This window comes from Acinetobacter sp. MF4640, from assembly GCF_002018895.1.
Classification (GTDB): Bacteria; Pseudomonadota; Gammaproteobacteria; order Pseudomonadales; family Moraxellaceae; genus Acinetobacter; species Acinetobacter johnsonii.
In genome coordinates, this window is sequence record NZ_MVOM01000010.1 from 71585 (window position 1) to 85405 (window position 13821).

The 13821-nt window shown below is 41.2% G+C and carries 10 protein-coding genes and 1 pseudogene; 7 read left to right on the top strand and 4 right to left on the bottom strand.

Annotated features, from left to right (window positions below):
- Window positions 1-88: 88 nt before the first annotated feature.
- Window positions 89-2560: a DNA internalization-related competence protein ComEC/Rec2 gene (locus MF4640_RS05220; protein WP_078388906.1), complete on the top strand. Its 2472-nt coding sequence runs from the start codon at window positions 89-91 to the stop codon at window positions 2558-2560.
- On the opposite strand, the gene MF4640_RS05225 is transcribed toward MF4640_RS05220, so the two are convergent.
- A complete protein-coding gene (locus MF4640_RS05225) occupies window positions 2460-3449 on the bottom strand; it encodes a lysophospholipid acyltransferase family protein (RefSeq protein ID WP_078388907.1) in 990 nt (329 codons plus the stop codon). The two genes, MF4640_RS05220 and MF4640_RS05225, sit on opposite strands and share 101 nt — an antisense overlap.
- A gap of 127 nt (window positions 3450-3576) precedes the next feature.
- On the opposite strand from MF4640_RS05225, the gene sppA reads away from it, so the two are divergent.
- Window positions 3577-4596, top strand: a complete 1020-nt coding sequence (sppA, locus tag MF4640_RS05230; RefSeq protein ID WP_078388908.1) for a signal peptide peptidase SppA — start codon at window positions 3577-3579, stop codon at window positions 4594-4596.
- Window positions 4593-5393 (top strand): alpha/beta fold hydrolase, encoded by an 801-nt coding sequence (locus MF4640_RS05235; RefSeq protein ID WP_078388909.1) that lies wholly within the window; start codon window positions 4593-4595, stop codon window positions 5391-5393. Before sppA ends, MF4640_RS05235 begins: the two co-directional genes overlap by 4 nt.
- A 54-nt stretch (window positions 5394-5447) precedes the next feature.
- Here MF4640_RS05235 and purN read toward each other — a convergent pair whose 3' ends face one another.
- Together purN and purM are read right to left on the bottom strand one after the other, a co-directional pair.
- Window positions 5448-6077 (bottom strand): phosphoribosylglycinamide formyltransferase, encoded by a 630-nt coding sequence (purN, locus tag MF4640_RS05240; protein WP_078388910.1) that lies wholly within the window; start codon window positions 6075-6077, stop codon window positions 5448-5450.
- Between the two features lie 5 nt (window positions 6078-6082).
- Window positions 6083-7153, bottom strand: a complete 1071-nt coding sequence (purM, locus tag MF4640_RS05245; protein WP_078388911.1) for a phosphoribosylformylglycinamidine cyclo-ligase — start codon at window positions 7151-7153, stop codon at window positions 6083-6085.
- Window positions 7154-7285: 132 nt separating this feature from the next.
- On the opposite strand from purM, the gene cxpE reads away from it, so the two are divergent.
- From cxpE to MF4640_RS05265, 4 genes are all read left to right on the top strand, one after another.
- The gene (cxpE, locus tag MF4640_RS05250) at window positions 7286-8506 is read left to right on the top strand and encodes a chloramphenicol efflux transporter CxpE (protein WP_078388912.1); all 1221 of its coding nucleotides are present in this window, start codon (window positions 7286-7288) and stop codon (window positions 8504-8506) included.
- 15 nt (window positions 8507-8521) lie between these two features.
- Complete coding sequence (hda, locus tag MF4640_RS05255) at window positions 8522-9226, top strand: DnaA regulatory inactivator Hda (protein WP_005399729.1); 705 nt, start codon at window positions 8522-8524, stop codon at window positions 9224-9226.
- A 122-nt stretch (window positions 9227-9348) separates the two neighbouring features.
- Window positions 9349-11154 (top strand): rhombotarget A, encoded by a 1806-nt coding sequence (rbtA, locus tag MF4640_RS05260; protein WP_078388913.1) that lies wholly within the window; start codon window positions 9349-9351, stop codon window positions 11152-11154.
- A gap of 64 nt (window positions 11155-11218) precedes the next feature.
- Window positions 11219-13591, top strand: a complete 2373-nt coding sequence (locus tag MF4640_RS05265; protein WP_227518621.1) for a CSLREA domain-containing protein — start codon at window positions 11219-11221, stop codon at window positions 13589-13591.
- Window positions 13592-13701: 110 nt separating this feature from the next.
- Here MF4640_RS05265 and MF4640_RS18945 read toward each other — a convergent pair.
- Window positions 13702-13821: pseudogene (locus MF4640_RS18945) on the bottom strand (IS30 family transposase); the annotation flags it as partial.

Consider the following 13821-nt stretch of genomic DNA (forward strand, 5'->3'; position numbering starts at 1 on the left):
AAAAATATGAGATAAAGCCACTATCTATTGAAGCCCACCTCGGTGGGCTTTATTATGGCACCAATAAAAAAAATAACTGAATAAAAGAATGAAGCTTTTATATGCTGCTGCTTGGATTGTAGGAATTGCATTGATGGGGCAGACCGTTCCCATTCTAAATCACCTTTTTTATCCAGCGCTGATTTTAGTCATCGTCCTTTTGCCTTTACAGCTTTTTCTCTTTCAGCACAAACACGCCTTTATTTTGCAGTTTATAGGTGGACTGATTTATTCCATGTTGTTTTTAACTGCGGGATATCATTATGCACAATCGGCTTTGCAACAGCGTCTAGCCTATAAAGAAACAAAAGTTGAAGATGCTGAAGTCATTGTTTATATAGAAAAAATTAACCAACTGGGTGCTGAGACTATTCAGCAAGAAATACAGGTCTTGAACCGACATGTGAAACCAGTGCAATGGTTGAGTTTTCAAAAAAGGATCTCGGATGAGCAAGAGGTCTTGGAACTTGGGAAATACTACCGACTGACAGGGGAAATACGTCCTGCACATAGTTATTCGGTGCAAGGTGTATTCGATGTTGAGCAGTGGTATCTGCAACGTAATCTTATGTCGGGTTTTAAACTCAAGCACATACAACCCTTGTCTGAATCAGAAATTTCTGCATTAGGCTATACTAATTATTTAAGAAAACAGCAGGGCATACTCAATAAAATTCAACTGGGTATAGAACAACAGCGATTAAATATTCGTTATTTTATTTATAACCAGCCTTTAAGTCATAAGGGTCTAATTCTAGCGCTCCTGACTGGGGATGAAAGTTTCTTAGATAAGGAGACGACAGCACTTTTTCAACGCTTTGGCATTAGCCATTTATTAGCGATTTCTGGGCCACATGTGCTGATCTTTGCCGTGATGCTGTGTTGGCTTTTACAAAAGGTGCTAAATCGTTATTGGCCACAGATTTTTCTAAAAATCCCACGACCTTATGCATTGTTATTGCCATTTTGTTGCTGCGTATTGCTGTATTGTGCCTTTGTAGGTTTTGAGATTCCTGCACTTCGTACTTTACTCAGTTGTTTCTGTTTTAGTGTGTTGATTTGGCTCAGACAGAAAATTTCAGCTTTGACGTTACTCTTATTGAGTGCATCACTCCTTTTACTGTTTGATCCTTTTTCAATTCTATCAGCTGCCTTTTGGTTGTCCTATGGTGCGTGCTTTGTGCTTTTACGCATTTATCAAACCACTATTCGGCTGGATTTGACTCGCCCGCAGTCTTGGCAGAAAAAATTCGTTTTTAGCTTAAAACTTTTGGTTGAGTCGCAGTGGAAAATATTTGTGGCTCTGATGCCTTTGGTGATTATTTTCTTCAAGCAAGTCTCATGGGTGAGTCCAATCAGTAACCTTGTCGCTATTCCACTGATCAGTTTGTTGGTTGTACCACTAGAGGTTTTGGCAGCATTAACTTTTTATCTTTTCGAACCGCTGAGCAGCCTTTTGTTTCAGTTGGCGGATTGGGTGCTGGTATTTTTATTGGGCATACTCAATGTACTGGATGCACTACTACCGATTAAGTTATATCCAATTGCACTCAATACTTGGCAAGTCATTTTACTGATTTTGCTTTTAATCATTGTTTTTATGCCCAAACCCAGCCTCCCTAAATCATGGCTGGTGCTAGGTTTGATTCCTTTGTTGGGGTTCAGTAGCCAAAACCGTCCTTTTGAGTTAATCGTACTTGATGTAGGTCAGGGACAAGCCGTGTATATGCAGCATGGTCAACAGCATGCCATGATTGATGTTGGTGGCTCCTATGATGAATCGAAGTTTAGCGTTGCTAAGCAGATTATTCAGCCATTTTTATTGAAGCAAGGCGTGAGCCAATTAGATCAGCTGATACTTACACATTTGGATCAAGATCATAGTGGAAGCTATGCCACATTAAAAAATGAGTTGTCGATCAATCAAGTTTACTCTAATCAGCAATTGGATGTGGCAACTACGTCAAACTTTAACTATTGTCAACAAGGTCAGATCTGGCACTGGTCTGAACAAGTGGAAATCAAAATTTTGTCACCGAAAGCCAATCAATTGGCACAAGTGCCATATCAGCAAAATGAGCTATCTTGTGTGGTCTATATACGGGTGAAGGATGTACAGCCTTATCAGTATTTTCTGCTTATGGGCGATGCAGGCTGGCAAACCGAGTTTCAATTATTGCAGGATTATCCAGACTTAAAAGTTGATGTATTGGTCTTGGGGCATCATGGCAGTCGACATAGTTCAGCCTATGCATTTTTAAAACATTATCAACCGAAATTAGCAATTGCCTCAGCAGGATTCAATAACCGTTATGGACATCCAAGTACAGTAACGCAAACTCGTTTGAAAGCTTTAAACATCCCACTCTTAACAACAGCAGAGCAAGGTAGTATCAGTTTTATTGTGCAGCCTACAGGGCTTATTGAACTGACGACACAACGTCAGACTCGACAGTGGTTGCAGTCGGCGGAGTCTGTTGTTCCATACGCAGTTGCTCTAAACGCGTCACAGCCTCATTAAAGGGAAGGTTATACAGCGTTCGAAGCTCAGGATTGGCTTTAAAGCGCTTATAGGTCCAATGATAATGCTCAGGATAGCGATGGACCAAGTCCTCAATGGCGTGGTGAATGACCAAGGTGCCATCATTGGCTGTACCTTGATAAATACTTTCACTGATTTCTTCAATATACATATCAAAGCCATCGTCATTACGAATAGCATAGAGTAGTAAAGCCTTGGCTTTGGTTTTTTGAAGTAGTTTGGCGCTTAGGTTGCTTGAAGCTAAAGGAAAGCCAAAATAAGGAATCATTTCACCGCCTTGTTTTGGGGTATGATCGGGTAGAATTACGGTTGTCCCCCCTTGTTTTAGCGCCTTAAAAATCTGGCGTACCCCTGATTCATCGGTAGGGACAAGGTGAGCACCTTCACGGCTGCGCGCCTCACGAACAAATAAGTCAGCACCAGGGTCTTTAACTGGTTTATACATAATGGTCATTTCAGTAAATTGGGCGACATAACTATTCATAATTTCCCAAGTCCCAAAATGAGGTACGATTAAGACTAAACCTTTCTGAGCGGCAAGCGCCTGATGTAGCAAATGTTCGCCATGTACTTTTTGGACGCGTTCAATATTTTTCTGATTGCTTGAACCCCAAATACTAAAAAACTCAAAATAGGTGGTCAGTTCATTACGTACTGCTTGCTTCGCAATCACTTCGCATCGCTCATCACTCAGCTCAGGCAGCGCAATTTTTAAGTTGAGTCTGAGAGCATCATTGTTTTTACTGATTTTTAAAAGATTGACTAAGCCTGCTAAACCCTTAGCAAAAAAACGTGCAAATTTAATAGGTTGTTTGCTTACAAAATGCAGTAAACGATAAGTCGAGTTTTGCTCTTGTGCTTTAGTCATTCTTTAGAGTCAATGGTACATGTGGATAAAAACATAAAATATTATAGGCTAAAATAAACTGTTTCGACAGTTTTCTACAAATCAGTGTATATAATGAGGGCAATTTTATTCAAGTTTGGATTGTTATATGTCCGATTGGCCACCAAAACCAGAAAATGAAACGCCGAAACAACAGCCTGTACATGAAGAACCGACAGGAAATGAATGGAAACTTTTAGAAAAAGCAGTTTTAGCTTCTGTTGAAGAACAACGTCGTGCACGTCGCTGGGGCATCTTTTTCAAATGTCTAACTTTTGCCTATCTTTTGTTTATTCTATTTGCCATGACCAAGAGTTGTTCGACTAGTGGTACGGAGGCAACCGCATCTAAGCATATTGCTGTGGTTGATATTGTGGGTACCATTGCTGCTGACGAGCAAAGCGTGAACAGTGATGACACGATTAAGTCATTAAAGAAAGCTTTTGAAAATAAACAAAGCCAAGCGGTGGTACTCAATATTAATTCACCGGGCGGTTCTCCGGTTCAGTCGGATGAAATCTGGCAAGAAATTCAATATTTGAAAAAAGCACATAGCGATAAAAAATTGTATGCGGTGATTGGTGATACAGGTGCATCAGGTGCTTACTATATCGCATCTGCTGCTGACGAAATCTTGGTGAATCCATCGAGTTTAGTGGGTTCAATCGGTGTGATTATGCCGAACTATGGGGTGAATGGCCTCATGCAAAAACTGGGTGTTGAAGACCGCACCATGACCTCTGGTCAAAACAAAGCTTTATTGTCAATGACACAACCTGTTAACCCTGCGCAGCGCGCACATGTTCAAGGTGTACTTGATAATGTACACGAGCATTTTATTAATGCTGTGAAACAAGGTCGTGGCAAAAAGTTAAAGTCGAACGATCCTGCACTCTTCTCAGGTCTTTTCTGGACGGGTGATCAGGCGGTCAAGCTGGGTATTGCGGATCGTATTGGTAATTTACATACTTTAAAACGTGAACTAAATACCGATAAAGCGATGGATTATACCGTGGTACATAGCCCACTAGATGCTGTATTAGGCCGTTTAGGTGCATCGATGGGAGCTGGTTTTGCATCTTCACTTTCAAATCAAATGCAATCTGAACAGACCACGAAACTCCAATGAAACCTTTAATTCATTTTGCGCACGCCAATGGCGTGCCTTCTAAGGTCTATCAGAAATTATTTGATTTACTGTCAGATCAGTATGATGTGATCTATGTCCCTTTATTAGGGCCAGATAAAAACTACCCGATTGATAACCATTGGAAAAGCTTAACTCAGCAAGTGATTGACAGTATTGTTCGTCAGGCACAGGGTCGTAAAGTGATTGGTTTGGGACATTCATTAGGATCAGTGCTGACGTTTCAGGCGGCGTTACAGCGTCCTGAGCTATTTCAACAAGTCATCATGATAGACCCGCCTTTGATCATGGGCAAAGCCTCGTTTGCATTACACTTTGCGAAAATATTGAAGTTAAAAATGGTCGATACCATGTCACCAGCAGCGCTATCCTTACGGCGTCGTGACCATTGGGAAAGCCGTGAGCAAGCAGCTGAACTTTTACGTCCAAAAGGCTTTTATAAAGACTTTGATCCAGACTGCTTTCAAGCTTATATTGACTATGCTTTAACGGAAGATCGTGTCCGTGGCGGTGTTGAACTTACGATTGCAAAAATGGATGAAGTTCATATCTTCAGGACCAATCCTTCTTTATGGTGGCTACCTCAGGGCAAACCACAAGTGCCGATGCATTTGCTGATTGCTGAAAAAGGTCCTTTTGTTGGTCCAGGGTTTCCACAAATAGTGAAAAAGAAATTTGGCATTCCTTATCAAATCGTTGAGGGAAGCCATATGTTTCCTTTAGAGCGACCAGAAGAAACTGTTGCTCTGATTAAGGCGCTGATTCAAGAAAATGTTTAAGAGTACTTTTCAGCAACCATAAAAAAACGCCTCCAAGGAGGCGTTTTTTTATTTTTAAAATTTGCAAAACTGAATCGGCTCGTGCATCAGTGTATTGCGGTAGAGAACACCCTGGTCTGTATGCTGAATCGTTTGTGTACAAATCCACTCTACCACTTGCGGGTAGATGATATGCTCAAGCGTATGGACACGTTGGGCCAAACTATTCACACCATCATGTGAACCAACTTTCAGTACACCTTGTGCTAAAGCTTGACCTGCATCAAGTTCAGCCGTCACATAGTGCACGGTACAACCATGCAGTTGATCGCCAGTATTCAGGACGCGCTGATGAGTATGCATACCTTTGTAATGCGGTAGAAGAGAAGGGTGAATGTTGATCATTTTCCCTTCCCAAGCACTGACAAATTTCTCACTTAAAATACGCATAAAGCCAGCAAGAACCACCAAGTCCACATCCCAATCGAGTAACTGTTGATGCATGACATCATCAAAAGCTTCACGATGAGGATACTGTTTGTGCTCAATGACCGCTGTCGCAATACCTGCATTTTCAGCACGCTGTAGCGCATAGGCTTCAGGTTTGTTGGAAATCACACCCACAATTTGCCCTGACAGATTGGCATCAATCAAGGCTTGAAGGTTTGATCCACTTCCTGAAACCAGAACAGCAATTTTAATCATATGACTTAAGCGAATACCACACGGATTTTTTCGTCTGCGCCTTCAACTGACTCAGCATTGTCTACGATATGCCCCATAGTAAACGCTTTTTCACCCAGGTTATTGAGTCGTTCAACTGTTTGGTCAGCATCAGCAGCATCAACAACTAAGACCATGCCTACGCCACAGTTGAATGTGCGATACATTTCAAACTGTTCAACACCACCTTCACGTTGAAGAAGTTTAAACAATTCTGGCCATTCCCAAGATGCTTCATTCACAACAGCTTGAGCACCATTCGGCAATACGCGTGGTAAGTTACCTGGTAAACCACCACCAGTAATGTGCGCCATTGCGTGTACATCAACTTCTTTTAACAGTTGAAGAATAGGCTTCACATAAATACGTGTTGGTTCCATTGCAACATCGGCAAGTGGACGACCATCAACGATTTGCGTCAAGTCAACGTTTTTCACGTCTAAAATTTTACGAAGTAGAGAGTAACCGTTTGAGTGAGCACCACTTGATGCAACACCAATTAAAACGTCACCCGCTTTGACTTTAGAGCCATCAATAATTTTGCTTTGCTCAACTACGCCTACACAGAAACCTGCCAAGTCGTAATCTTCGCCTTCATACATGCCAGGCATTTCGGCAGTTTCACCACCAACCAATGCACAACCAGCAAGTTCACAGCCTGTACCGATACCAGTAACTACGTTTGCAGCTACATCTACATTAAGATGGCCAGTTGCATAGTAGTCAAGGAAGAATAATGGCTCAGCGCCACATACAAGAAGATCGTTTACACACATTGCAACTAAGTCTTGACCAATCGTGTCATGACGGTTCAAATTCAATGCTAAACGTAATTTTGTACCAACACCGTCTGTGCCAGATACGAGAACAGGTTCTTCATAACCTTTAGGGATTTTACAAAGTGCACCGAAGCCACCTAATCCGCCCATTACTTCAGGACGAGTAGTACGCTTCGCGACAGATTTGATACGATCGACTAACGCGTCGCCCGCTTCAATGTCGACACCTGCATCTTTGTAGCTTAAACCAGTGTTTGGGGTAGAAGTTGAGTTGCTCATAATGAAGTCTCCGCATTCGCGGGGCGATTATACCTGAATATACGAAACACATATGTTATTTCTGCGCTAAAATGTTATCTTTACTAAAATATTTTTCTCAATAACGATTAAATCTGAAAAAGGCGAGATTGCATGCAAGATCGTACACTTAAACGTATTTTTATTTTGGCAGGAATCGCGCTCATACTCTGGGTGTTGTATCTACTTAAGCCTGTTGTTTTACCTTTTGTTGGTGCATTTTTAGTCGCTTATCTATTTAGCCCACTGGTCGATAAACTGCATAAAATTGGCTTACCACGTTGGTTATCTATTAGTGCTGTTTTTATCGGTATTGGCGTTGTCATTACGTTGGCATTTTGGTATTTGGTTCCACTGGTGTGGGAACAGCTGATGTATGCGAAGAACAGCATTCCTTCAGGTATACATTGGGCGAATTATAAATTCCTGCCTTGGTTATCTGACAGTTTTAATTTGGTCCCAATGGAATTGGATGTTGACCAGATTTCAGCTGCGATTATGGAATATGTACAGACCAATTATAGTGCTGACAGTATTCAGGCCATGATTGCCAAATTGGCTCAATCTGGACTGAACTTTATTCAGATTGGTGGAACGGTTGTGCTGATCCCGATTATTGCATTCTATTTCTTATTGGATTGGGATCGCATGCTGGACAGTTTTCGTCGTCTTATTCCACGGCGACATGAAGAACAGACTTTAGTCATTGTTAAAGAATGTCATAGTGTACTCGGTGCATTTGTCAAAGGTCAGTTCTTGGTCATGGTGCTCTTGGGCGTGGTCTATGCAATGGGCTTACAGTTGATTGGACTTGAAGTAGGTTTGATTATTGGGATGGTGGCTGGATTATGCAGTATCATTCCGTACTTAGGTTTTGCTGTCGGGATTATTGCCGCAGTGATTGCAAGTTTGTTCCAGTTTGGTATTGATTGGATGCAATTACTCTTGGTTGGCGTGGTCTTTATGATTGGTCAGGCAGTGGAAGGCTATATCCTACAACCGTTCTTGTTGGGCGATAAAATTGGCTTGTCTCCAGTTGCTGTGGTATTTGCGGTACTGGCTGGTGCACAATTGGGCGGTATTTTAGGCATGTTGATTGCGTTGCCTGTGGCTGCCGTGATTGTGGTCTTATTAAGGCATGCACGTGAGTTTTATGAAAATAGTCCAATGTATAGTACCCCTACTTTTGTTGTGCAAGATTCATCCTCGAGTTCAATTACGATTGAAACTGATCAGGTCGATGTCGATATTGAACTAAAAAATCAAGCGGTAAAAGCTCAGCAAGCATCTGAAAATTCAAGTAAGATTGATCAGATAGACCATAAAGAACTTTAGGATACACAAACCAGCATGCGTCAATTGCAACTAGATATTGAACCCCAACTCGATGCTCGAATCAGTGATTTTTCTGGGCCGGGATGGGGGCCTGTTATCGATGCGATTCGTCAGTTACATGCAGGTTTAATGAATCGTTTTTATGTGTATGGTGGTGCGGGTTCTGGGAAAAGTCATTTGCTTTCAGCAATTTGTGATTCTTATTTAGATGTGGGGAAATCAGCGATTCAGGTTTCATTACTTGAGTTGCTGGATGCACCAACAGAAGCAATTACTTCTTTAGAGCGTTTTGACCTTGTCGCTTTAGATGACATTGAAGCCATCAGCGGTGTGCCGCATTGGCAGAAAGCTGTTTTTCACCTGATCAACTACAACAATGAAGAAGGCGGGCAGTTGGTGTTCTCTTCTCGTGTTGCGCCGATTGAATTAAAACTTGAACTACCCGATTTACAATCTCGCCTGACGCAGGCTGTAAGTGTGAAAGTACCAAATGGAAGTTTGTATGCCGATCGTTCTACATTGGTGATGTCGGTTTTATCGCGCCGTGGGATTCATATCGATCAACAGATTATTGATTATTTACTCGCACATGGGCCACATCAAACCTCGGTATTATTGCAAAGTTTAGAACAACTAATTCAACTGCTAAAAGGTGAGAAAACCAAACTGAGTAATGCAAACCTCAGACAAATTTATGCGCTAATTGACGAATATCGGTAAATCATAATATTACTTGAGAAATTGTCCGAGCTGTGACAGAGTACGAAAAATTGTTAGATATTGCAGGGATTTTGCAATCTAAGAATAAAAAGAAAAGATAAAATAAAAGCAAGGAGATCGTTATGCTCAAGAAGAGCATAGGTGTAGCTACGCTATTGGTGGCGAGTCATGCCTATTCGGACAATATTAAGGTGACCATCACTGAAGATATTGTCAAAAATGACACGGAATGTTCACTTCGCGAAGCTATCGACTATATTAATCAAGGCATGCCTGAAGCAGGTTATTATGGCTGTGGGGGAAAAGATGCGATTTCCACCGTCATGCTTGAGAAAAATAAAACCTATTTGCTAAATACCCATCTTGCAATCAAAAAAGATTTAACACTCAGAACAAGTTATGACAGTTCTGTGGGGGAAGAAACTGTTCAGGGTTTAAGTAATGCCATCTTAAAAATGAATGGTTCTGACAACTTATTAAGGGTTGATAATGCTGAGAATGCTTTAATTCGTGTGTTGGTAAAAGAGGTTACTCTACAGGGCTGTGCGAAAGACTGCGGTGTGAATCAAGGTGGTTTAATTTATAACAATGAATATTTAGGTCTTGAGTACGTCAAATTAACAGGTGGTTTTGCAGGGCAAGGGGGGGCGATTTACAATGTCGCAACCTTGCTTGAAGATGGTACCAGTCGTAGTCTAGTCGAAATTCGCGCTACTCTGGTTGAACAAAACCAAGCGGTACAAGGTGCTATTTTGTATGGGGAGGCGCCTTCTTTTCGGATTTATAATTCAGTTTTCAAAGAAAATAAAACAACAGATGCAAGCAGTGCCAATATTTACTCTGTCAATAATGCAGCTGTTAAAGAAGATACAACCTTATCCAGTTTAGCATCACGTCTGGTCAGTAGTACCTTTGTGAAAAATATAGGTTATGTCGTCAATGTACGAGATGGCATGGCTTTGAATAACTTAACGGTGGTGGGAAACAGTAAAGGGATTTATTTCAATCCATCTACAAACTTGGCTTATCTGGCCAACAGTATCGTTTTAGGGAATGCTGAAAATACCATCACACAAAACTGTGCTGGAGATTTAAGTAAAGCAGTTCTTCAGAACAACTTAGTCACACAAAGTGACTGTGGCAGTGGTGCGAGCTATTATCCGAATGAGTTTTGGTCTGGCGCTTTGATTGCAGGCAGTGATGTGGTGGGTGAGTGTAAAACCATGTCTGCAGATGCTGACAGTTTATTGTGTCCTTATATTGTTCCCAACCAAAAATTTTTAGGCTATATCCGTCCACGCATTTTAATGAGTCAGACGCATTGGTTAGATTCCCCAATTGTGAACAAGGGTAAAGTGGTTGTAAACACAACGGATTCTTTAATTGGCTGTGAAAATTCAGATCAACGTGGTGTGAATCGAAATACGAACAATACCTTTTGTGATCGTGGTGCAATCGAGATTGAGGTCCCAACGACCATTAGCTTAATTGGTGAAGATCTGATTGCGGGGCAAGTAGCTAAACTTTCTGTTGCAGATCTGCTTGGAGATAGTGATCTACTGTCCAAAACCGAATGTGCAAGCTTGTTCAAATCGGCTAAAGCGCCAAATGGTGAAGAGTGGCAACCGGGTTGTATGCGGGTGCAGCAGACTCAAACGGTATCGAAAGGTAAAGTGGCGATTGATGAACTAGGAAATATTACTTACACGCCAAATGGAGCATGGCATGGTGCTGATATTTTTAGGTTACAGCTGGTCACAACCACGACACGTTTTGATGAGCATATTCCGTTCGTCGAAGTGAATGTACAAATTGTACAAGAACCGCAAAATCATATGGAAAGTGACAAAATTAAAACCTCTGGGGGAAGCACGGGTATTCTGAGCTTACTGGGGTTATTTGCTTTAATTTTGCTGCGTCGAAAATAAAAAGAAAAGGGCAAACATGAAACACTTTAAAAAAGGACTATTGGGTGTCATGGTAATAACTGCTATGACATTAATGGCTGCAGAAGATACAACAATTCATGTCAACACATTTGAAGATGAAGATAATGTAAACATGAATCAATGTTCACTCCGTGAGGCAATCAAAACAGCCAGCTTAAACAAGGCTTATGGTGGCTGTAGTGCTGGGAATACCGGTTCAGGTCAAACCGATTATATTCAGTTAGAAGCTGGGACGTATAAACTGAATAAGGAAATTGTTCCCGAGTCTAAAGTGGTGATTTTTGGGAAAAGCCCATATTTAGATCGTGAAAAAAATCCCATCACTTTTAAGTATCCAGCGCTAGGTGAGTTGACTTCACGGATTGATGCGGGTGGAAAGTCACGTTTATTTAATACTATTACCAAGACCAGTTTGACGCTAGAGAATGTGATTTTAGAAAATGGTTATTCGGCAGATGAAGGCGGTGCTTTATTGGTCGGTGGAGCATTAACCTTAAATAATGCACAAATTCTAAACTCAAAGTCCGATAAAAAAGGTGGAGCACTCTATCTCGTTGGTCCTGGTGAGCATCAGGTGACTGTAAATAATAGTGTATTACAAGGCAACCAAGCGACTGTGGGTAGTGTTCTTGCAATGCAATGTTATGCTGGGCTGTTGGATGTAAAAACGAATATAGAGTTTGGAGCGAATAGTATTATTTCGAATGGTGAGATATCGAATCTGAATACATTCGATTTTTGTGGTAACCCAAAAGTTGCTATGGCGAATAATACGATCGCAAAAAATACAGTAAATTCGACAAATGGAAGCATTTTGTATGCCGTTAATACCCGTGAGCATAATCTAAGTCTTGAAAGTAGTTTCTTATTTTCAAACAACACTATTGTAGAAAACAGTGCAGCGAGTGTTTTGGATTATGATGATTTTGGTATGAAGTCATTGTATTACAATGTGCTTGCATATAATGGAAACACATCATGTCGCTATGTCGGTTCTCAGACACTATCCGACAAATATGATGCAGGTGTGACAGCAGGTTACAATGCGTTTGATACGGTGACCAGTCAGTGTGAACTGGCAGCAAGTGCACGAATACTCGATGGTACGACAGATACCAATATTGATGTGAAAAATGTGGCTATGGGAAGTTTACTCAGTTCCTTAACTTCGCCATCGAAATATAATTTATTCCGCCCAATGTATTTCCCGAAAGTGAATAGTGGTGGAGTTGATTTACTTGATACCAACAGCAAATTGAGCTGTAATGATAGTGATCAGCGTGGTCTAGACCGTATTGTCGATGGAACATTGATGTTAGCACCTGCGGAAGCCAACAGTTGTGATATCGGATCGGTTGAGTTGCGTCGTTTAGCAGCAGCTGATATTGCTGATTTGAAAAATAGCTCGCAGGCAGAACGTCTTCAGGCGTATGAAAATACCATTAAGGAATTAGAGGAATTAATTGCCAATAAAAATACCAATCCAGACTTTTTGGTCGAGTTTAATGAAGAGTTAAAGCGTTATAAAGAGCTTTTAGCGGCAACCAAACTACATCAAAAATATCGGGCGATTTATGTCGATCCCTTCCAGTTTGTCTTGCAAGATGAGACTGTGGTCAACACTGCTGATGGAACGTCGGCTTTAAAAGAAATGAACACTGATAATTATACCATTACTGAAACTCAGGTATTAGGTGTAGGTGTGCTCAGCGCCAAAGATGGTGTGCTGGATACCTCAAAACTCAGAGCGGATCCAACTTTACGCTGTGAGTGGAAGGATGATTTAAAACAAATCATGATTTATCGCACCGATGGTAAGCCTACAACAAGCACGGAATATGTGTATTGCCAATATAGTGTAAAGAGTAAGGCTACGCAGGCAAGCTCTTCGGGGATTCTAAAAGCGGAGTTTAGCAATATACAACCTATTGCCAAAACGGATCAATACACCCTAAATTATGGTGGAACTTTAAAACTCAATGTAAATCCACTTGCAAATGATAGTGATGATGGTGATGGGCCAATTAGTACAGTCGCGGCAGAACATCAGCGTCCAGCATTTCACCGTGATGCGAATGGAAAGGATCTTGCTCTTCGTATTGTACGTCAGGATGCAGGCATTAATATTAAGCCAGAACGTACAGGTTCTTGTCCGGGAGAATATGAAAAATATGTATGTTATGGCGGCAATATTGAAGTTGAAGTCCGCAATAATTTCAGTCCATTCCCTTATGAAATTGAATATGTGATCTATGATGCAGAGGCTGAAGAGTCTAAATCTGCGATGATGTATTTTACGAACACCGCTAAAAATACCAATACGGAAGCGAGTGGCGGTGGTGGTGGTTCAATCGGTGGCCTTGGGGTGCTTGGATTGTTGTCATTAGCGTGGCTTAGACAACGACGAAAAATATAAATTTAAGCATAAAAAATGCCTCACATGAGGCATTTTTTATGAGCATTTCATAGTATTTATATTCGGCTAGGCATCTTAATGTGTAGCAGTGTTGCTATGGATGGGCGAATTCAAACATGAGGTGCGACAGTTTCAAAAGCCTTATGATAATCAACAAGCTGAGCAAATTTCTCTAATGGTGTAAGCCAATCTAACGCCTTTCTAGGACGAGTATTCAGTGACATGGCAAC